Raw genomic sequence first — 19579 nt, 5'->3', positions numbered from 1 at the left:
TACTCCTGTACCGTAGGACTTTAATAAAGTTATTGGGTAAAACCGTTTAGGGGCCGTTTTGTTAAAACAGTCCCTAAACGGTTTTATGCCTGTAGTTCTTCAAATATATTTTTGGCCTGCTCCAGCGTAGAGACATTTTCTACGGTCACAATAAGCTTGTCTTTGGCTTCCTTTAACCTTGAGCGGCGTGAATGCTGCTGCACGTACTGTAAAATACGGCTGAAAGTTTCAGACTGGAAAAAGGCCTCATTGTTCAGGCTAGGGATGTAGCCTTTCAAGGTGTCTTTCTTCAGCGTAAGCTTCTCAAAGCCCAGATGGCAGGCTTCCCAGCGCATTTTTACAATGTTCACCAGCTGCTCTACCTCAGGAGGCATGGGCCCGAAACGGTCTATCATGCCCTCTACTATTTTCTCCAGACTCTCCAGGTCTTTCACGCGGTCCAGCTTGCTGTACATCTGTAAACGCTCAGAGATGTTGCTGATGTATGAATCCGGAATCAGAATCTCCAGGTCGGTTTCCACAGAGCATTCGCGCACAGGTTCTATTAATTGCTCCAGTTCTACGTCTTTGAAGAACAGGTCGCGGAACTCGGTTTCCTTTAGTTCCTGCACGGCTTCGTCCAGAATCTGGTGGTACGCCTCAAAGCCCAGGTCATTGATGAACCCGCTCTGCTCGCCACCCAGCATGTTACCCGCCCCGCGGATGTCCAGGTCACGCATGGCAATCTTGAAGCCTTCACCCAAGTCAGAGAACTCCTCTAAAGTACTCAAGCGTTTACGGGCATCTGAAGGCAAGCCGGAAACCGGAGGCGTTAACAGGTAGCAGTACGCTTTCTTATTGGAACGGCCCACACGCCCGCGCATCTGGTGAAGATCACTCAACCCAAACATATGCGCCCGGTTGATGATGATGGTGTTGGCGTTAGGGATGTCCAGGCCGCTTTCAATAATGTTGGTACTCACCAATACGTCATACTCGCCTTCCACAAAGCGCATCATGCGTTTCTCCAACTCCTCAGGGTCCATCTGCCCGTGGGCGTAGGTAACTTTGGCGTCTGGTACCAGGCGTAAGATGAGGTTAGCCATTTCTTCAATGTCTGCAATGCGGTTGTGCACAAAGAATACCTGGCCTTTGCGCTTGAGCTCATGGGCCACGGCATCTCTGATCAAGGTGTCCTCAAACACGTGCAGTTCAGTTTGCACCGGCTGGCGGTTAGGCGGCGGCGTGGCAATCACTGATAAGTCACGGGCACCCATCAAGGAGAAGTGCAGCGTGCGCGGAATAGGCGTGGCGGTGAGGGTGAGCGTGTCTACGTTCACCTTGATCTCTTTCAGCCTGTCTTTCGTTTTAACCCCAAATTTCTGTTCCTCGTCAATAATCAGGAGCCCCAGGTTTTTGAACTTCACGTCTTTGCTGGCGAGGCGGTGGGTACCAATAAGAATATCGGTTTTGCCCTCTGCCACCCGCGCCAAGGTTTCTTTTATCTGCTTGGTCGTCTTGAACCGGTTGATGTACTCCACATTAACCGGGAATGCTTCCAGGCGGTCTCTGAACGTCTTATAGTGCTGCATGGCCAGGATGGTAGTAGGCACCAAAACCGCCACCTGCTTTCCGTCACAGGCGGCTTTGAACGCCGCCCTGATGGCTACCTCTGTTTTGCCGAAGCCCACGTCTCCGCAGACCAGCCGGTCCATAGGGTGGGGCAGCTCCATGTCATTTTTTACATCTTCGGTAGCCTTGCCCTGGTCTGGGGTGTCTTCGTAAATGAATGAAGATTCCAGCTCTGCCTGTAGGAAACCGTCACGGGAGAAGGCATAACCGGGCGCTTTTTTGCGTTTGGCGTAAAGCGAAATGAGCTCGGCGGCAATGTCTTTAACCTTGCTCTTTACGCGCTTCTTCTTGTTTTCCCACTCAGGTGAGCCAAGTTTGCTCATGGTAGGCGGCGTGCCTTCTTTGCCGGTGTACTTGCTTATTTTGTGGAGCGAGTGAATGCTTACATAAAGCAAATCATCATCACGGTAAATAAGCCGGATCGCTTCCTGCAAACGGCCCCCTACTTCTACTTTCTCCAACCCCGCAAACCGCCCGATGCCGTAGTCCATGTGGGTTACGTAATCGCCGGGCTTAAGCGTGCGGAGTTCTTTTAAGGTAAGGGCTTTGGATTTAGAGAACCCCTCGCGGGTTTTGTGTTTGTAGAATCGCTCAAACAACTGGTGGTCTGTGTAGCACACCAGTTTTACCAAATCATCAACAAAACCCTCGCGCAGCGCCAGCATTAGATGGTGAAACCGCACGTCGTGGTCCAGTTCGTCAAAAATGGTGGTTAGCCTGTCGGCTTGGCGCGGAGACTCAGCGGCAATGACGTTTACGTAGTCTTTGCTTTGGTTTTCATGCAGGTTGCTCACCAACCGCTGGAAGTCTTTGTTAAACGAAGGCTGCGGGTGCGCCTGGAACTGCACTACTTGGGCACTCTTGAAATTGAAGCGCTTGCCAAATTCTACCAGCGTAAATCTTTCCAAGGCTTTCTTAAAAGCCTTGCCTGATTCAAAAAGTGCCTCTGGGTTAGAAACAACCTGAACGCCGGCGCTGGCTTCCAGCATCTCCTGAAACGCCTGTTCGGCCTTCTCATAAGATTCTGTAACTACCTCTACTGTCTGGCGGTAATCTTTTACCCAAACCTTGCTGTTTTCCGGAATAAAGTCCAGAAACGACTCACGGGTTTCCTGCAGCAGTTTGGTCTGCACGTTAGGGATGATGGAAATCTGCTTTTTCTGCTCTACTGAAAGCTGGGTGTTGGGGTCAAACGTTCTGATGCTTTCAATTTCATCCCCAAACATCTCCAGGCGGAACGGTAATTCGTTTGCGTACGAGAACACGTCTACAATGCCCCCGCGTACGGCAAACTGGCCGGCTTCATAAACAAAGTCAGTGCGTTCAAAGTCGTAGCTGGCCAGCATCTCCGTCAGGAAGTTCACGTCCAGTTTCTCGCCCACCTTTGCGCCCAGCGTATTGGCCACCAATGATTTTTTATTGATGACTTTTTCTGTAAGCGCCTCAGGGTAAGTCACAATCAGGGCACCAGCGCCTGCACGGTCATTCAGGCGGTTCAGCACCTCGGCCCGCAGCAGAATGTTCGCGTTCTCCGTGTGATCAAACTGGTACGCCCGCTTGTACGAGCTGGGGAAGAGCAGCACTTCCTGTCCGTCTTCCAGGAGGTTAGAAAGATCGCTGTAAAAGTAAGCGGCTTCCTCACGGTCATGTAAGATGAACAGGTGCGTGTTAGGGTGCATGGTCTGTAGCGCAGACGCCACCACAGCATCTAAGCTACCTACCAGCCCTTTCAAATGTATATGTTGAGGTTCAGGAGTCTGCAGGTGCTGGGCCACGGTTTGCACTACGGGGTCCTGCCGGTACAGCTCCAAAAATTGAGTTGCTTTCAAAGGTAAATCTTTTCTAAAAAAACAGGAGCAAAGCTAGCCATTCTTGTTGGTTACTGGAAACGAAGAGGATAGGGGCTTAGTTGTCCTTGACCAGAACTGCCTGGCTTTTGCTATAACACTAGTATAAGTCTAGTTTTTCCAAATTGTTCCTGAAGCAAGATTTTAATCTCTAAACTTAAACACAATGCAGCCTGTTTACGTCTTAGAATTTCGTTCCAAACCTTCTACATTTGGTCTTTCTGCCTGACGTCAAAACTAGCCTATGGAATTTTTTGAATACTTCATTAATGTCCCTGAAAACGTAGTCATTGTCTCGCCTGATTTCAAGATTCTGGCCGCCACAAATAAGTATCTGAAGACCACCATGCGTAGCCGGGAGGAAATTATAGGAAAGGTTTTTCTCAAGGAAGTATACCAGGACCCTACTATCTCCTTTGACGAGAACCCGGTCATCAAATCCATCAGAAAAGCAATAGAGACCAAGCGGGTAGACTACCTGGATGTGCTGCGGTATGACCTGGAGCGTTCTGCCCAGGAGGGCGGCGGTTATGAAGCCCGGTACTGGGAAGCATCACACACCCCAGTGCTGGATGAAGCCGGAAACGTGAAGTTCGTGATTCAGAACACCAATGACGTCACCGAACGGGAACTAGCCAAAGAGGCCCGCAGAATGAGTGAGGAGAAATTCAAGTTCCTGACAGATGCTGTTCCGGAGCTGATTCATACCGCTGATCCTAACGGTGCCTGCACCTACGTCAACCAGCGCTGGATTGATTATACCGGTTTGCCCTTAGAGGAATTTATAGGGCACAGTTGGCAAAAGGTGATACACCCGGAAGACATTCATCAGGTTTTAGACCGGCAAAAAGAAGACTTCTATTCTGAACTGGAGTTTCAGGCAGAGCTGCGTATCAGGGACAAAGAAGGAAGTTACCGTTGGCACCTGATCAGAAGCCTGCCCATGAAAGATGAGAAGGGGAAGGTGATCATGCGCGTGGGAAGTGCCAATGATATTCACAGCACCAAGTTAATGGTACAGGAAGTGTTAGAGTCTAATGAGCAAATGTCTATTCTTTCTGACCAAGTGCAGCAGGCCTTCCAGAAAGCAGAAGACCAGCGCCAGACATTGGAAAGGCTCATCATGCAAGCGCCGGCCCTCTTTGCCATTCTGAAAGGTCCCGAGCACAGATTTGAGTTGGTGAACCCCAAGTACCAGCAACTAATACCCGGCCGTGATTTAGTAGGGAATACAGTGGCCGAAGCTTTGCCGGAGATAGTGGAACAAGGGTTTGTTGACCTTTTAGACAATGTCTATAAGACAGGCGTCCCTTTTATTGCGGAAGAGATTTGCGTGGAACTAGATTGGCAAAATACTGGTCATGTGGAGAAAGCCTACTTCACTACTACCTACCAGCCTCTTATTGAGAACGGACAGGTAGCCGGCATTATCGCTTTCGGGTACGAGGTTTCTGATAAAGTGAAGTTGAGAGAGGAGCTACAGTCCCTCAAAAAAGATACTTCTGTTCAGTGAAAGGTGGAAACTAGCTATTTTAATGTAGTTTGCTGCAAATGAACCAAGCACAGGTAGATTTTCAACAGTTAAGAATTAAGCATATTCTGTTTAAGTCTAAGGTGCGTTCAGTGCTATATGGTGGCACCCCGGATACAGCTTTCTTTTCCAGTGCTGGTCCAATCAGCAGCTGGTTTGCCTCTATTGGTTTTTCCAGGTACAACAACATCTCTGAACTGCTGGAGTTAAAGCAGGTGCAACAAGAGCTCAGCTCAGAGTCTGATTCTTTGTTCAGATTGTACCAACGGGGAAAAATAGATGAAGCCCAAAGTGGCCTCAGTAAGATAGAAAAGCTATCTGAGCGGTTTTTGAACACACTCTCCCGATTAGAAAGTAAACTGGCTGCTTAGCCGGTACTAACCCCATAAAAACAAAAGCCATTCTGTACAGAATGGCTTTTGTTTTTATGGGGTAAACGGAGGTTCACACGTCTAGGACTTACTCATTATCTGTTTTCAACTTACCCTCCATTTTCTTCTTGAACTTCTCCACTTTTGGCGTGGAAACCGCCCGCATGTAAGGGTTGTTAGGGTTGTTGCGGTAAAAGTCCTGGTGTTCTTCCTCAGCAGGGTAGAATTCCTTCAAGGCCGCTACTTCCGTTACAATTGGCGCCTGGAAAGCCCGGGCAGTGTTCAGCTTCTTGATGTAGGCATCAATCATGGCCTTCTCCTCAGGAGTGCGGTAGAAAATGGCCGAGCGGTACTGGGTTCCTTCATCTGGTCCCTGGCGGTTAAGTGTGGTAGGGTCATGGGCTGCGAAGAACGCCTCCAGCAAGGTCTCATAGGTAACAGTTTTGGGATCATACGTGATCTGAACGGCTTCTGCGTGGCCGGTTAAGCCAGAGCTTACCTGCTCATACGTGGGGTTCTTGGTAGAGCCGCCGGTATAGCCTGAAACCACGTCATACACGCCTCTCAGTTTCTCAGCAGCCTCTTCGGTGCACCAAAAGCAGCCTCCGGCAAAGGTAGCGACGGCCAGGCTGTCAGGTACTTTTTGGTTTTGCTGAGTAGCCGAAGCTGAAGGCGTAGTCGCGGCTTTCTCTTTGCGGCTTTGAGCGCACGAAGTGAAACCAAACAGTAGTATAAAGGCAAAAAGAAGAAGTCTCATAGAAGTTAAACGGATGGGAAGGTGCATGGGTGTATAACCGTAAAAGTACGTTAGAAGTTTCGGGAGTAGGGAAGGGGGTGAGGTAACTTTTTGAGGGGCTCCTCGTCAGAAGAAGGGTACACCAACTCAAGAATATACCATGTCTGATTCATCAAAAACCACCACCGACCACGACACTATCAGAAAATGGGCTGAGGCCCGTGACGGCAAACCAGCCACGGTAAAAGGCACCGGCAAAGGAGAAGAAGCCGGACTGTTGCGCATTAACTTTCCTGGCTACGCCGAGGACAACCTGGAGGACATAAGCTGGGACGAGTTCTTTGAGAAGTTCGAGGAAAAGAAACTGGCCTTTCTGTACCAGGATGAGAAAGACAGCCGTTTCTCAAAACTAATAAGCCGAGATAAGTAATCCCTCCTGACACCAATGGCAAGCGTTTTCAACCTTTTTCCTAAAACCAGGTTGAAAACGCTTGCCATTTATTTTGCCTGAACTGAAAATAACCTTCTAAATTATTTGGACTAATTCTAAACAGGGCCTATTTTTGTATTGTTCCTTTTGAGCAAACCAGCAGATTACCCCTATGCCAACTTCACCCAACCTGCAAGAACTATTCCGGACAGCCTATGGCGCTGTGTATCAGTGCAACCGTTATAATTGCTACTTCGTGGAATTTGCAGGCGGTATCTCGCCCTTTAAGGTGAAGGATTTTTTGGTTCTGAAGCAGCACGTTGACGCCATCAACGTGGAGAAGATGGTAGAAGACCCCTCCCGCGCTTCTGATGTGCATGTGCTTATGCCTTACAGGTCTGAGCGGTGCTTTGTCTTAACCTTGGCTGACGTCCTGCATTTCCAGGAACTGTTGCAGGGAGCCAGAGCCATGATGGCTTTGAACAGCATCTTGTACGAGTGCCTGTATGCCCCTTTGGTGTACTAGTAAGCCGTCTCTTTTTGTACTTCTTATTTCTAGCTATAGGTATTTCGTTTAGAGGCTCTTTTCTAGAAAGAAGGCTTCAGCTTCTAATTCGCAGATCACCAACAGTTTTTCTATCACATACTATCTTATCCGCTCTTATTGGTGTTCTCGCTAACATCTCAACGGCAACTTCTCTTTTGGCTTCCACCAAGATAGGTTGGTATACCAACAGAACCTCTATTTTTTTTATAACTGCCATCCTCCTCGCTATATAGTTTAGGCTCTGAATTTAGACTGAATATGTATTAGCCTAAAAGCAGGAATCTGAAGAACCAAGGAAGGCTTTTACCGGTATATTTGAGTTAAGGCCCCATTTTCAAGGGCTATGACTGAGATAGAAACCATGAAAGATTTATTGAGACTGCGGACCTCTCTTTCAGAAGAAATAGAGACGCTCTTAAACGAACAGATAAAAGTTGAAGCGCATTCATCGGCTACCTATTTGGCCATGTCTTCCTGGTGCAACCGTCAGGGCTTTGACTACAGCGCAGATTACTTCATGAAGCAATCGCATGAGGAGCGGGAGCACATGCTCAAGCTTTTCAATTTTGTAAGTGATTTAGGCGGACATGCCGTGTCACCAGAGGTGGTAGGCATTCCGCAGGAGTTTGACTCTTTCAGAGATGTGTTTGAAAAAGCACTGCAGCAGGAGATTTTTGTGACCCAGCAGTTCAACCGTCTGGCAGACCAGTGCATGAAGTCAAAAGACTTTATGACGTTCCAGTTTCTGCAGTGGTTCCTGAAAGAGCAGGTTGAGGAGGAGTATGTAGCCCGCCGCGCCCTTGAACTGTTTGACGTGATTGGCGAAGAAGGAACCGGCCGTTGGGAAATTGACAAAAACATCCGTAAAATCAATTATGACAACGACGGGGAATAACCTTCCTGATAGAAGACCCGTATAAAGAGAAAAACCCCTCAAGCCCGTAAGCCTGAGGGGTTTTTTATTTGCCCATGACCTGTTCCCTGAACACTTGCAGCACCTGGGCCTCACTCATGTCATGCAGCCAAATGTTCTGCGGCTGTATACTGAAAATAGGACCATGCTTGCACCGGTCGGTACAGTCAGTTTTGATGATTTCTACTTCATCTTTCAAACCGGCTTGCTTCAGCTCATCACGCATGATTTTGCGTAGCTCTTTGCCGCCGCGTTTCTGGCATTTGCCGCTTCCGCAGGCGTATATGACTTGCCGTGGATCAGTTGGGTATCTACTCATAAGTTCAAAATTGCCTCTCTTCTGTGTTCTACGGCGAAAGACAAGATTAGCTGCTTTACTGTATGCTGAATCTGAAAGAACCTAGGGTTGCTTCGGCTTCAAACTGTTTTTAAGGTGATTTGCTAAAAGAAGCACTTAAACAGGAAAGGCCGTTTAACCATGATAATCGTTATACGCTTTCTGTTCCCGCTGAAACTTGAAGAGTTGCCAGATGTACAGCAAAATCCCTAACGCTAAGGAGGCATACATAGCATAGGTGATGATGCCCGTATTCAGCTTCCCTACAGTTTCTTTTCCCTCAAAAAACGAAAGTTTCTTTACCGGGGCCGATAAGCCATAGAGTTTCCGAACTCCACCGTTTTCCAACAGGTCTTCCCGGTCGCTGAATGCTACCCGCAGGCGGTCGCCTGGTTTGATGGCCGCCTTGAAAGCGGTAGTGTCAAATTTTGCTTCCTCCGTACCGGTCAACTCAAAGCGCTCAGCGAATTCCTTCAGCCAGATTCCGTAATCCCGCTCCCCTTCAGGGGTTTTCTTGAATGAGTAATTGATGAGGGTTCCTTCTTTCACTACCAAATCCTGTTCCTGCTTTACCTCCTGTGTGAGGTTTTTGTAGATTAACAGACCTAATCCTAATATAATCAATAGGGTGGCTGGCATGAACCTGCCAGAAAGAGGCATGGGAAAAGTAGGAACGCCTAATGTGCGTCTACCGCGTCTTGACATAGTCTATAAATATGTATGAAGTGCTAAAAGTATTAAAACTATAGCGGGAATAGAAGAGTTCGTTTCAGGCCTGCATCGTGCGTACTTGTTTCAGGGCAAGCATCTGGTGCAAAAGAGGTCATAAAACTTTTACGTTTTAGGATCCTTTTTGCAGAAGTTGCCAAAAACGAGGCCTCACGCAGGACTGAGGTTAGAAAGGGGCATCCTGCAGTTTGCCTTCCCTAATGCGGTAAAGAAACCCGGAATTTGGCTCGTAAACATCCATCTCAAACGTAGCAGAAAGGCGCCTGTTTTTCTCGTCAAACTTGGTAAGGATAAACCTGCCGGTATGTTGACTGCTGGTGGTAAGATTGCCCCGCAAAGTAGGCGGATGAAAATAGGGGAACTTAAGGGAGCCATTATTGCCCAAACTATTGCCACCTAAATTTTCGGGGTGGTCAATGAGGTAAGTGCCAGGCCCCTGTACGTCTCTGATGTCTAAGTGAATCTGCCGGATAGTATCCTTGCAACTGTCTGAGCCCTTTATCAGCAGACGCTTATCTATATCATAAGTAATGGTTACGTTGTCTTTAGGCAGGGCAATGTTTTTCCCGGAACCACGGCAGGCAGTAAACGGCCGGCCGTTCACAACGGCAGTCATAATAGGATCGTCAATCAACTCGGCTCCGCATCCGGAAAGCCCTGCTATGAGCAATAAACAGAGAAGAAAAGAGGTAAAGGTGAATCGCATAGAAAAGTTTTGTTTTACAGAGATTGCAGGAAGGCAATTTTCCCCTATGGCGCAGGAAGGAAAATCATTCCTTTCTTACCGCACAATCTCTACCCACCCTTTGGCAGTGTTGCCTTCGGTGTCTTTTAGAATGTAGAAATAAGAGCCGTCAGATAGGCTTCCACCGTCCCACTTTTGGTTGTACACTTTCTCTTGGAGCACCTGTTTTCCCCATCGGTTGTACACCGTAATTTCAGTAGGGAAACAGCTAAAGTGCTGGACAAACGTATCATTCTTGCCGTCACTGTTTGGGGTGAAGATATTGGGAACGAACGGAGGCTCCACAATCACGGGCCCAATTTCCAGGATTTCCTGGCAGCCATTGCCGTAGTTGGCCGTTAAGGTTACTTTGTATCTGCCGGGTGTTTTGTACAGGTGCCTGGGGTCTTTCTCAGTAGATGTAGTCCCATCACCAAAGTCCCAGGTAAAAGAGGTGGCATTCATGGTGCCATTAGAGAAAGCCGCGTTAAAGGGGGCGTACCCGGAAAGAGCAGGATTGTCCTGGCAGGCATTGGTCAGTTGCGCCTCCATGCTAGGCCTTGGCGGCAGGTTAATCATTCTGGAAACTGTAACTGGGCAAGGAGCTGAAATGGTATAGGATACCTTCACTGACCCGCTTAAACCTGGCTGCGGTGTAAAGACCCCTGTAGAGGAAACCCCCGTGCCACTCCAGGTACCGCCGGGCAGATTAGCGCGCAGCTGGAAGGCAGAAAGGTCACCAGGACACAGGGTAGTATCTGGCCCGATTTGCAAATTAGGCATGAAAACATTGATGACTTTAGTGACCGATCCGCAGATGCCGTTGGTGCCGTCACTGCGGTACGTAACCACGTGCCGCCCCAATCCCGCAGTGGCCGGAGTAAAGGTAGAACCCGTCACGCCTTTCCCGGAAAATACACCTCCAGCCGGAGTGGCGGTAAGTTGCACCGGAACCGTAGACGTGGCGCAATACATAGTGTCTGGGACAGAAAGGGTATGTGGCACAGGTGGCGTCACGTTCATGACCATGGTATTGGCAATAGAGCAGGAGCCAGTTCCGGTAACGGTATAAGTAAGGGTGCGCAAGCCTAACAGAGCAAGAGTGGGAGTGAAGCGGTAGGCACCGTTCACTAACGTGACCCCCTCACCGGTCCAGACACCGCCTGTTGGGGTGCCTCTCAATTGTATTCCCGGGGCCTCCGCGCAAATCTCCAGGTCAGGACCAGCATCAGCTCTGAGTTCTTCGGCAAAGTCAAATTTGAAAGCCGCGTTGTTACAGTTCCCGCTGTTATTAGTGGTGGAGAAAAAGTTGGCGCCAGGCGGAATAGGAAAGTTAGACCGGGCCTGACAACCGCCGCACACCGCCTGGTACACATACCCTTTCTTATCGAACCGGCTGGTGCCGCCGTCTACGTGCTCGTAGCTTCCACCGGTTACACTCTGGTTGCCTCCGTAGAAAGTGGCGTACAGTAACTGGCTTGCGTTAGTGCCCAATTGCATGAGATAGAAGTCGCCTCCGTCTGTAGTGGTTTGCACCGCTCCGCTGGTAGTGGGCAGGCCGATGGTAGAGCCGTTTCCGTACACGCCGGCGTTGGAGTTCCCGCCCCAGCCAGACACGTAAATCCGTTGGCAGTCATCTACCAGAAAAGCCGTAGGTGAAATGTCAATGGTAGCTCTGCCAGACCCGAATACGGTGGACCAGGCAGTGGTGGATAAGTCATTGCTCAGTTTGTGCAGAAACTGCCGGCCGTTGGCATTTCTGTAAGTGCCATTGGTGACCGGGTAGCTACCTAGGGTTTGGCCAAACAGATACACGTTGTTGGTGTTGTCTAGCTGCAGGAAATACGTTTGATCATAGGCAGGAGTCCCTAAAAAAGTTGCTGCCGTTATAGCCGTACCTGCGGGGTTAATCTTCACCACAAAGCCATCTGTGTTCCCTGCGGAGGTAGACTTAAACCCATTGTTGGTGCCGGGTAGGGTAGGGCTGGTAGTGCCACCGCACACGTACACTTGCCGGTTCTGGTCCAGTTGAATGGAGTAGGCGGCATCAATGCCAGCGCCGCCGTAAAAGTTTGCCCAAACCACCTGGCTCAAGTCCGGCAAAAGCTTACAAACCACTGCGTCATGGGAGCCACCATACCGCTGAGAGCGAAAGCCGTTGCGGGCCGGGAAATTATCAGAAGCGGTATTGGAGGCAATGTAGACGTTTCCGTCTGGGTCTGTGATGATATCTCCCCTGAATTGATCGCCGTAGTTCTGCACCAGGGTAGGCACACCCGGGTTGAGCCTTGTCAGAATACCGTCGTTCTGGCTTCCTCCCAAAAAGGTAGAAGCCAGCAACCGGTCTCCATTTGCACTTAACCGCGTAATGACCAGGTCTGACCCATTGGTGTATTCTGGGTTGCCCCCCTGCCCCAACGGTGCCAGGTAACTTCCGCCGTTGAAAGAGCGGCTTAACGCATTGGCTGAGGTGGGGTAATTCTGTGAACTGGTCGTGCCCAAAATCAGCAATTCATCGGCGCTGTTTACTACCAGGCTATGGGGTGTCTCGGCATCATTTCCGCCAATGTAGGTGGCATACAAACGGGCGGCCGCACCACTTACTTTGGTGTTGTACTTGATAATGGCCATGTCCCAGTAGCCATTGAAGTTTGTATCAAATGCTCCCATGGTAGTGGGGTACCCAACGCCGGAAGCAATACCTCCAGAGTACATATTTCCCTGGCTGTCATAGGTAGCCGTGTAGCCCCAATTGTCTGCAATAGAGCCCGAAAAGGTAGAGAACTCCACTACAGGGTCAATGACCAGTGGTACTGTTTGGTCATAGCCCTGCGGAAAATGGAACGAGAGGGTATTCCCCAATAGCTTGTACTCGCAGGCAACCGGCACGCGTTGGTTCTGCACCAGTTGGTAGGCCACTGGTTTCTGCTCCTTGATATTGCCTACAGAGGTTTTTACCTGTAAGTGGCCATCTTGTAAAAACAACTTTGAAACGCCGGTATAAGTGAGTTTTATCTGGGCTGTTGAAGTGCCCGGTGCCACATGCAGATCATACTTTAAGTGACCGTTCTGCTCATACAAGGCCATGTCTACTCCCTGGTACAGGCTATTGTACCGGAGCTGGCGGAACCCCCTGGCACCTGTGCCCCACTTTTGTGGATCTTTGCCCAGGTAGTAGTTGCGTACCCCTTCGGTTAACTCCTGGGTATGCAGCTTTGGCGCAGGATTGGCGCCTTCAAAGGTAACAGAGTAGGCATGGCTTTTCAGGAGGTTACTAGTGGGGATGTTGCGCTGTGTGGGAGTGGCTTCCGGAGTTTGCCCGTGCTTCTGGAAAGCCCCCGGCTCATGTAAAACATACACAAAGCCCGAAGGCTGCAAGAACATCTTTCCGCCCGGAATGTCGGCGGCGTACGCTACCTGCGCAGGCCATTGCCCTTTGTTCTCTACAAATTCCAGCGACCGGGTGTCAGCAGCAGCGTTGTTTCTGTTGACCAATACCGCTTTTGGGGTTACCGGGGCAGAGGAAGGAGCAGGCGCACCCAGCAGAAACTGCCAAAGGGTCCAAAACGCGGAAAAAATAAAAAGAGGGACAGACAGGTACATGGTCAGAAGATGAAACTCCTGACTAAAATAAACTAAATTTCCTTATAAAAATATAATTGGGCAGCCCTTGTACTGAAGATGTTTTCAAAAAATAAGCACTATAACCTAATTACCAGCCCATTCTATCTTTGAGGGAGGTAATATGCCCAATATGGTGCGCCCCGTGCCAGGCGTACATGCCCGCCGCCTGGAAAAGGTAGATCTCTCCGTTCTGCGGATGAAAGAAAGACCGGTGCCATTCTTCCATGCAAAGAGAGCGAAGCAGAATCACCAAGCGCTGGTGCAGCGTTTCCAGCAACTGCAAAGAAAGGGCCGGGTCTGCCCACCGGGCGTCATGCAGGTATGCCCACGAAGACTCTTCATACGGTTTTATAACCGGATGCGCCTCTGTCAAAGCCAGTCTGAAACGAGTATAGCTGTTAATGTGGCTGTCGGCTATGTGGTGCACTACCTGGCGCAACGTCCAGCCACCGGGACGGTAGGGGGTGTCCAGCTGTTCATCAGAAAGAGAACTTACTGCCGCCCTCAATTGGCCCGGGAGTGCCTCTAACGCCACTAGTGACTGTTTCACAAAAGCAGATCTATACAAAGGCGGAGCAGTAAACCTACCAATGGGGTAGCGCAACATTTCTAAAGGTAGAGTTGAGGTTTCCATGCAGAAAAGGTACTAGTCTTAACAAATCTAACGAAATACACTTTTCTTGGCTGCTTTTTTGGTCTGAATTTTTGAATTCAGGTTAAAACTAATTTGCCGGAATTGCTTATCCGGCGCTGGTAGGTAAGAAGAATTGGCAAAAACAAAAAGTAATAAGCTAGTATTGGTGAGTGTGTACTTCATTAGACGGGCCAAAAACAGAAGAACTTATCAGAAGTCTGCGTAACAATCCAGGGCCTCTGGTGGTTGAAATAGAGGTGCTGTTGAAGTACTTGATTTCTTGAAACAGCCCTTAAACGCATTCTTCTTGTTATGCCTGAATTACCCGAGGTAGAAACCTACCGCCGCTTCATAGACGAAACCAGCTTGTACCAAACCATTACTGAGGTGGAGGTGCAGGACCCTAAGCGGCAGTTGCAGGTAGACCTGGATGATTTCAGGAAGGTTTTACGGGGAAATCAATTCACTGGTACCCAACGCATAGGCAAGCAGCTGTTCCTGTTAACCGCTCAAGGCCCTATTGTGACTATGCACTTCGGGATGACGGGGGACGTAGGCTATTACCGTGATGCCGCCGATACCCCACGTTTTGCCCGGGCAATCTTCCATTTTGAGACAGGCTTCAAGTTTGCCTTTATTGATTCACGTAAGTTTGGCAGACTGGGGCTCACCCAAAGCGTAGACACTTTCCGGCAGCAAAAGAAGCTGGGTCCTGACGCGCTCACCCTCTCTACCGAGGAACTTACCCAGGGTCTCGCCAGAAAGAAATCTGCCATCAAGCCCCTGTTGCTGGACCAGCGCATTGCACCCGGCGTAGGCAACTGGATTGCTGATGAAGTGTTGTTCCAGGCTCAACTGGAGCCTGAGCGGCCCGCCCATACTTTGCAGCCTACTGAGATTGACCGGCTGGCCACCTCCATCAGAGAGGTACTGGAAATCGCTGCCGAGGCCATCTACCGTGACTTCCCCTCGCATTACCTCATCCACGCCCGCGAATGGGATGAGGCTCCCTCGTCAACCATCACCAATGCCCATTTGAATTGCCCCCGCTGCCAGATGCTCATCCAGAAGAAATACGTGGGTGGCCGCGCTACCTATTTCTGCCCGAACTGCCAAATGTGACAGGAGGTAGGGGGGTGTTTTGCTGATTAAAGCGTAAAATCAGAGAAAGATCTACCTCTTTTAGATACCTCCTTTGTAAATATAGTATATTCGGTAGAGCAGTTCCGGTTATTGGTTAAAAGTGGCTGTAAACAGGATGTTTTGTCTAGCCAAAGCGCCAATAACCGGAGTTACTCCTTATATACTGTAGTTGTGGTGCATAAAAAATATTTGAATGGATACCCGAATCACCCACTCTTCTTATGTAATAAATTTCTTAGATGTCAATTTTGATTCTAAAAAGCTGTCCAAAACTTTGAAATTAGAAGCGGATAGAATTCTGAGACAAATAACCTTTGAAAATCTACAAGATTGGGAGATTGAGTTCCGTGGTGCCTATGGAAAGGGGGAGAAAATTAGGGTCTATAAGAAAACACGTTCATACACGACAGATAAGATTAAGTTAATTGTAATTCATATCCCCATACCAATAAATACCATAGTTCCTTGGGGAGTTGAGGAAAGTCAGCAGGTTGACTTAACCATACCGAAGAATTCAGAAAGGTACTTTGATGTACTCCCAGTAGACTATAATTCATTCTCAAATATCAATGATTATTTGCTTGACTCATTTAGGAGAGGTATTGAGCACAGTTTCAAAGATGGGTTCAAGGTTAATGGGAATCTCGTTATTTTTAAGCCTAATTAAAATTTAAGAAATAAAAAATTACGCACCACAGCAACACCTAAACGTCAGCCTTCGGCCGACGGCCTTAGCCGCCGTTTAGCCTAACCGTTAGGTGCATTATAAACTGTAGTTAGGTGCAATATTGAATAATGAAAAGAACTCTGACAATTTTTCTAGTTGTAATCATTGCCTCATGTGCTAGACAACAAGAAACTGTGATTGAAAATGTAGAAACAGTTGAAAAAGCCGAAGCGATTCTGCCTCTAAGAGTAATCAAGAAAAACTCAATTGAGCGGCCAACACATTTCAATATGGATTCAATTGAGTTGGAGAAATTGAAGGCAGTTGACTCAACCTTTTTCAAAAGCTATTTAGCTGGGCTAGAGTTCAACAACGACACTGATGCTAAAGTAGAGTTCGACAGATTCTCCAGATATTACTTTTTCGACTACAAAGAACTAGACAACTTTTTTCTTTTCTCTATCATACATGATGATGAGGTTGGATATTCAATCCTCTATCATTTTACTTACGATAAGGCTGTAAAAAGAATTTCTTCCGTTGATTATATAGGAGCTACTGGTGGGGACGGTGGACATGGAATTACAGACAGGCTCAGGTATAATATTCAAGGGGACAGCCTTTTGCTTACAAGTATTTCTACCTATGACAGAGATTTTTCAAATAAAGGCTTTACCAGAGAATACGATTCTATTGTAACTAGAACGGTATTTAATAAAGGCAAAGCTTTCCATGTTGTACTGGACTCTATAAGAAGAACAGATACAATTTGGAGGGCAAATAAAAAATAAAGCACCTGACATTGTGTAAAAAACATGCTTCGGTCGACGGCCTTTCACGCTGTTTACACGAGACCGTTACCTTTAATGCCTACTTAAGAATGAAAAGCATACTTTTAGCTTTAGCCCTGTTCCTTTCCTTCAACTGCTACGCTATAAAGCCTGTCAGGGAATATGTAGCCACGCCAGATAGCCTGGGGATGAACTATAATCAGCAGGTGGTAAGGACTCCAGACGGCTATGACATAAACACGTGGCTTATAAAGCCACCAACGTCCAAAGACAACAAGACCACATTGGTGCTATCCTATGCTGACGGGGGCAACATGTCATACTGGCTCCACCACATAAAGGCGCTGACAGAAAGCGGATACACTGTGGTAGCCTTCGACTACAGGGGTTTCGGGAAAAGCTCTGACTTTGGGATTAACCAGCTAAACCTTTACTACAACGAGTTTGCCACCGACCTTCAAACCGTGCTGAGGTGGACGAAAGACAATATAAAAGGACATAAAACAGGGGGTCTGGCTTTCTCCATGGGAACCATCGTCGCCTCACTTGCCCTGCAACAAGAAAAGGTTGATTTCCTGATTGCAGAAGGATATGTCTATGACCCTCAGGCTTACGTGGCTAAGGTAAAGGCATCGAGAGGAAGAGACATCGTACTGCCAAAGGGCGCCGAAAATTACACCGCGAAGCTAAAGGGAATAAAGTGCGACATGCTCCTTGTGGCAGGTGAGAAAGACGAGTTCACCACGGTAGAGGACAGCGAAAAGATTGTTCAATTAAGAAGGAACAGGGAATTGTTGAAGCACAGTGGTAACCATACAGAGGGCTTCATTGCAATGACTAAAGCCAGCTTCGGGGACCTGTATATGAAAGAGCTACTAAGGTTCACACAAAAGTAAAGCACTAAAAGGTAACCATACCTATACGGCAGCTGCGCCACCGCATAGCCCAACACGTTATACCAGAGCGGCGGCACAATCCTCAAACATTTTAACTCGATACCATCATGTCTATATCAACAGAAAGCGAACTTGCCGGGATGGAAAAGATAAGCGAGGCCGTAGCCACGACTTTGAAAGAAATGAGGCAGTTCGCCAAGCCCGGCATGTCTACCAAACAGGTAGATGAGTTCGGCGGGCAATTGCTAAAGGAGTTCGGAGCAAAATCGGCTCCGGCGCTGACGTATGGCTTTCCGGGTTGGACGTGCATCAGTGTGAATAATGAAATAGCCCATGGCATTCCTTCAGACACAAAAATTCTAAAAGAAGGCGACCTCATTAATATAGATGTCTCTGCCGAGTTAGATGGGTTTTGGTCTGATAATGGTGGTTCTTTTGTGCTGGGAGAAGACATCCATCAGCATCAGCAACTGGTAGACACGTCCAAAATGATATTGGCAAAAGCCATCAGCCAGATCAGGGGAGGGATGCGCATAGCTGAACTAGGACGGCTCATTGAAACGGAAGCTAAAAAGTCTGGTTATAAAGTGATCAAAAACCTAACCGGGCACGGCATTGGGAGGCAGCTGCACGAAGAGCCAGGTGAAATTGCGAACTACTATGACCCTTATAATTCCAAAAGATTTCGGAAGAACTCGGTAGTTGCCATTGAAACGTTCATCTCCACCAATTCTACCATTGCCAACACCTTAAAAGATGGCTGGACGCTGGTGGGGAACAAAGGAGGGTTTGTGGCACAACACGAACATACGTTGGTCATCACAGACGGCCAGCCCGTGGTGTTGACCGAAATGAATGAAATATTGAACTGAGTTCACCTAATTTTCTATGACCCTTCAACATCTTTCCTGCCCGAAGCCAATCTTGCTGCTTGTTCTTTTCGTTCTGTCCGTTTCATTCGCGCAGGGCCAAAGCAAAGAAACCCGGAACCTGTACAGCGTTCCTGATTCGGTAAAAGCTACGGGCTTCTATACAGAGGTCACCTTACGCCAGAACACCAACTCTTCTAAAAATGGCACTGTTGGCATTGGCAATGAAACCGTGACGTTGCGCCTGGAGAGGCAAAAGAAGAATGGGCTAGCGGTGGTGATGACTGTTCCGGCAGGGGCACCGCTGCTGGCCAATGGACTACAGACGGTACGTACCCGTAAAGAAGTTACCCTGGGAGGCATTGGATTGGAAGAGGGCCTGTACAAACTGCTCTTGGTAAAAGCCCCTGATACGGCCAGTAAAGCCTCGCTTTGGTCTGGCTATGTGTTCCTTCCCGGTCTGCAGAAATGGAAGCTGATGGGGACCGTTCGTGTTCCCGGTGCCGGTTACATCAACAGCATGAGTCGTTTCCATTCCTCAAAAGAAAAGAACCGCATCTTAGATTCTTTTTCCCGCACGGCTTTTCAGCGCAGCAACGGCACCTGGCGCAGTACCGAAGGCGCTCCCGTAACTATTCCTGCTATCAATTGGTTCGGAGAGGCAGATAGCAGCGGCCGTGCTGTAGCAGAGAAAAGCATCATTGAAAAAGCGATTCAAGAGAAGCGCACCCTTCCCCTGCAGTATACCAATGGAATTTATTATGCCATCAAGGAAAAAGGAACAGGAGCGCCGGTGCAAGTCACCGATACGCTCACGGTGTACTACAAAGGCTATCTCCTGAGCGACAGCACCGTCTTTGACCAGACCACTGTGGGCAAGCCAGCCCGGTTTCCTTTGTCCCGCCTCATCCGGGGCTGGCAAGTGGGGCTTCCGCTTTTGAATGAAGGAGGAAAGATCACGCTGGTCATTCCCTCCGGCCTGGCGTATTCCATCCGCACGCGTTCGCCCAAAATCCCGCCCAACAGCGTGCTGGTGTTTGAGATAGAGGTGGTGAAGCGCGAAGAAGGAAGAAAGTGATGCTTCAATCCAGAACATCAAACGCAATTAACGCCCGACCCAGAGAAGACACATTCTGCTGCATTTAGCGGGCTGCGGCGAGGATAGTCCTTCCGTTTTGA

Annotated in this window: 18 protein-coding genes; 11 read left to right on the top strand and 7 right to left on the bottom strand. The window is 48.5% G+C overall.

The annotated features are described in order from the left end of the window. Positions 1 to 83 precede the first annotated feature (83 nt). Positions 84 to 3440, bottom strand: a complete 3357-nt coding sequence (mfd, locus tag DC20_RS05500; RefSeq protein ID WP_062542910.1) for a transcription-repair coupling factor — start codon at positions 3438 to 3440, stop codon at positions 84 to 86. A 262-nt stretch (positions 3441 to 3702) separates the two neighbouring features. Here mfd and DC20_RS05495 point away from each other — a divergent pair, with 262 nt between their 5' ends. Both DC20_RS05495 and DC20_RS05490 read left to right on the top strand, forming a co-directional pair. After that, positions 3703 to 4971 (top strand): PAS domain-containing protein, encoded by a 1269-nt coding sequence (locus tag DC20_RS05495; RefSeq protein WP_062542909.1) that lies wholly within the window; start codon positions 3703 to 3705, stop codon positions 4969 to 4971. Positions 4972 to 5009: 38 nt separating this feature from the next. Continuing rightward, positions 5010 to 5360 carry a hypothetical protein gene (locus tag DC20_RS05490; protein WP_062545819.1) on the top strand — a complete coding sequence of 117 codons (351 nt, stop codon included), beginning with the start codon at positions 5010 to 5012 and terminating at the stop codon, positions 5358 to 5360. 88 nt (positions 5361 to 5448) lie between these two features. Here DC20_RS05490 and msrA read toward each other — a convergent pair whose 3' ends face one another. Then, on the bottom strand, positions 5449 to 6117 hold the full coding sequence (gene msrA / locus DC20_RS05485; RefSeq protein ID WP_062545818.1) for a peptide-methionine (S)-S-oxide reductase MsrA: 669 nt from the start codon (positions 6115 to 6117) through the stop codon (positions 5449 to 5451). Positions 6118 to 6256: 139 nt separating this feature from the next. On the opposite strand from msrA, the gene DC20_RS05480 reads away from it, so the two are divergent. The 3 genes from DC20_RS05480 (at position 6257) to DC20_RS05470 (ending at position 7968) form a co-directional block, all read left to right on the top strand. Then, positions 6257 to 6526: a hypothetical protein gene (locus DC20_RS05480; RefSeq protein ID WP_062542908.1), complete on the top strand. Its 270-nt coding sequence runs from the start codon at positions 6257 to 6259 to the stop codon at positions 6524 to 6526. Positions 6527 to 6698: 172 nt separating this feature from the next. After that, positions 6699 to 7052, top strand: coding sequence for a hypothetical protein (locus DC20_RS05475; protein ID WP_062542907.1), 354 nt, complete (start codon positions 6699 to 6701; stop codon positions 7050 to 7052). A gap of 382 nt (positions 7053 to 7434) precedes the next feature. After that, positions 7435 to 7968 carry a ferritin gene (locus tag DC20_RS05470; RefSeq protein ID WP_062545817.1) on the top strand — a complete coding sequence of 178 codons (534 nt, stop codon included), beginning with the start codon at positions 7435 to 7437 and terminating at the stop codon, positions 7966 to 7968. A gap of 64 nt (positions 7969 to 8032) precedes the next feature. Here the strand turns inward: DC20_RS05470 and DC20_RS05465 are convergent, their stop codons facing one another. From DC20_RS05465 to DC20_RS05445, 5 genes are all read right to left on the bottom strand, one after another. Further along, complete coding sequence (locus DC20_RS05465) at positions 8033 to 8305, bottom strand: (2Fe-2S) ferredoxin domain-containing protein (protein ID WP_062542906.1); 273 nt, start codon at positions 8303 to 8305, stop codon at positions 8033 to 8035. Positions 8306 to 8458: 153 nt separating this feature from the next. Further along, positions 8459 to 9028: a hypothetical protein gene (locus tag DC20_RS05460; protein WP_157593060.1), complete on the bottom strand. Its 570-nt coding sequence runs from the start codon at positions 9026 to 9028 to the stop codon at positions 8459 to 8461. Positions 9029 to 9218: 190 nt separating this feature from the next. Continuing rightward, the gene (locus DC20_RS05455; RefSeq protein WP_062542904.1) at positions 9219 to 9758 is read right to left on the bottom strand and encodes a hypothetical protein; all 540 of its coding nucleotides are present in this window, start codon (positions 9756 to 9758) and stop codon (positions 9219 to 9221) included. A gap of 75 nt (positions 9759 to 9833) precedes the next feature. After that, positions 9834 to 13379 carry a DUF7948 domain-containing protein gene (locus tag DC20_RS05450; protein ID WP_062542903.1) on the bottom strand — a complete coding sequence of 1182 codons (3546 nt, stop codon included), beginning with the start codon at positions 13377 to 13379 and terminating at the stop codon, positions 9834 to 9836. 109 nt (positions 13380 to 13488) lie between these two features. Beyond that, positions 13489 to 14034 (bottom strand): YfiT family bacillithiol transferase, encoded by a 546-nt coding sequence (locus tag DC20_RS05445; protein ID WP_062542902.1) that lies wholly within the window; start codon positions 14032 to 14034, stop codon positions 13489 to 13491. Positions 14035 to 14346: 312 nt separating this feature from the next. On the opposite strand from DC20_RS05445, the gene mutM reads away from it, so the two are divergent. The 6 genes from mutM to DC20_RS05415 all read left to right on the top strand — a co-directional run bounded on the left by mutM (position 14347) and on the right by DC20_RS05415 (position 19478). Next, positions 14347 to 15156: a DNA-formamidopyrimidine glycosylase gene (gene mutM, locus DC20_RS05440; RefSeq protein ID WP_062542901.1), complete on the top strand. Its 810-nt coding sequence runs from the start codon at positions 14347 to 14349 to the stop codon at positions 15154 to 15156. Between the two features lie 214 nt (positions 15157 to 15370). After that, positions 15371 to 15844 (top strand): Imm9 family immunity protein, encoded by a 474-nt coding sequence (gene imm9 / locus DC20_RS05435; RefSeq protein WP_062542900.1) that lies wholly within the window; start codon positions 15371 to 15373, stop codon positions 15842 to 15844. Between the two features lie 128 nt (positions 15845 to 15972). Beyond that, positions 15973 to 16635, top strand: coding sequence for a hypothetical protein (locus DC20_RS05430; protein ID WP_062542899.1), 663 nt, complete (start codon positions 15973 to 15975; stop codon positions 16633 to 16635). A gap of 89 nt (positions 16636 to 16724) precedes the next feature. After that, positions 16725 to 17531: an alpha/beta hydrolase family protein gene (locus DC20_RS05425; RefSeq protein WP_062542898.1), complete on the top strand. Its 807-nt coding sequence runs from the start codon at positions 16725 to 16727 to the stop codon at positions 17529 to 17531. Positions 17532 to 17638: 107 nt separating this feature from the next. Continuing rightward, positions 17639 to 18403 carry a type I methionyl aminopeptidase gene (map, locus tag DC20_RS05420; RefSeq protein ID WP_062542897.1) on the top strand — a complete coding sequence of 255 codons (765 nt, stop codon included), beginning with the start codon at positions 17639 to 17641 and terminating at the stop codon, positions 18401 to 18403. 16 nt (positions 18404 to 18419) lie between these two features. Next, positions 18420 to 19478 carry an FKBP-type peptidyl-prolyl cis-trans isomerase gene (locus tag DC20_RS05415; RefSeq protein ID WP_083470244.1) on the top strand — a complete coding sequence of 353 codons (1059 nt, stop codon included), beginning with the start codon at positions 18420 to 18422 and terminating at the stop codon, positions 19476 to 19478. Positions 19479 to 19579: the final 101 nt, after the last annotated feature.

This window comes from Rufibacter tibetensis, assembly GCF_001310085.1.
Taxonomy (GTDB): Bacteria; Bacteroidota; Bacteroidia; order Cytophagales; family Hymenobacteraceae; genus Nibribacter; species Nibribacter tibetensis.
The sequence above is the reverse complement of the archived record's forward strand: the minus strand, read 5'-3'. Positions and strand labels throughout refer to the sequence as shown.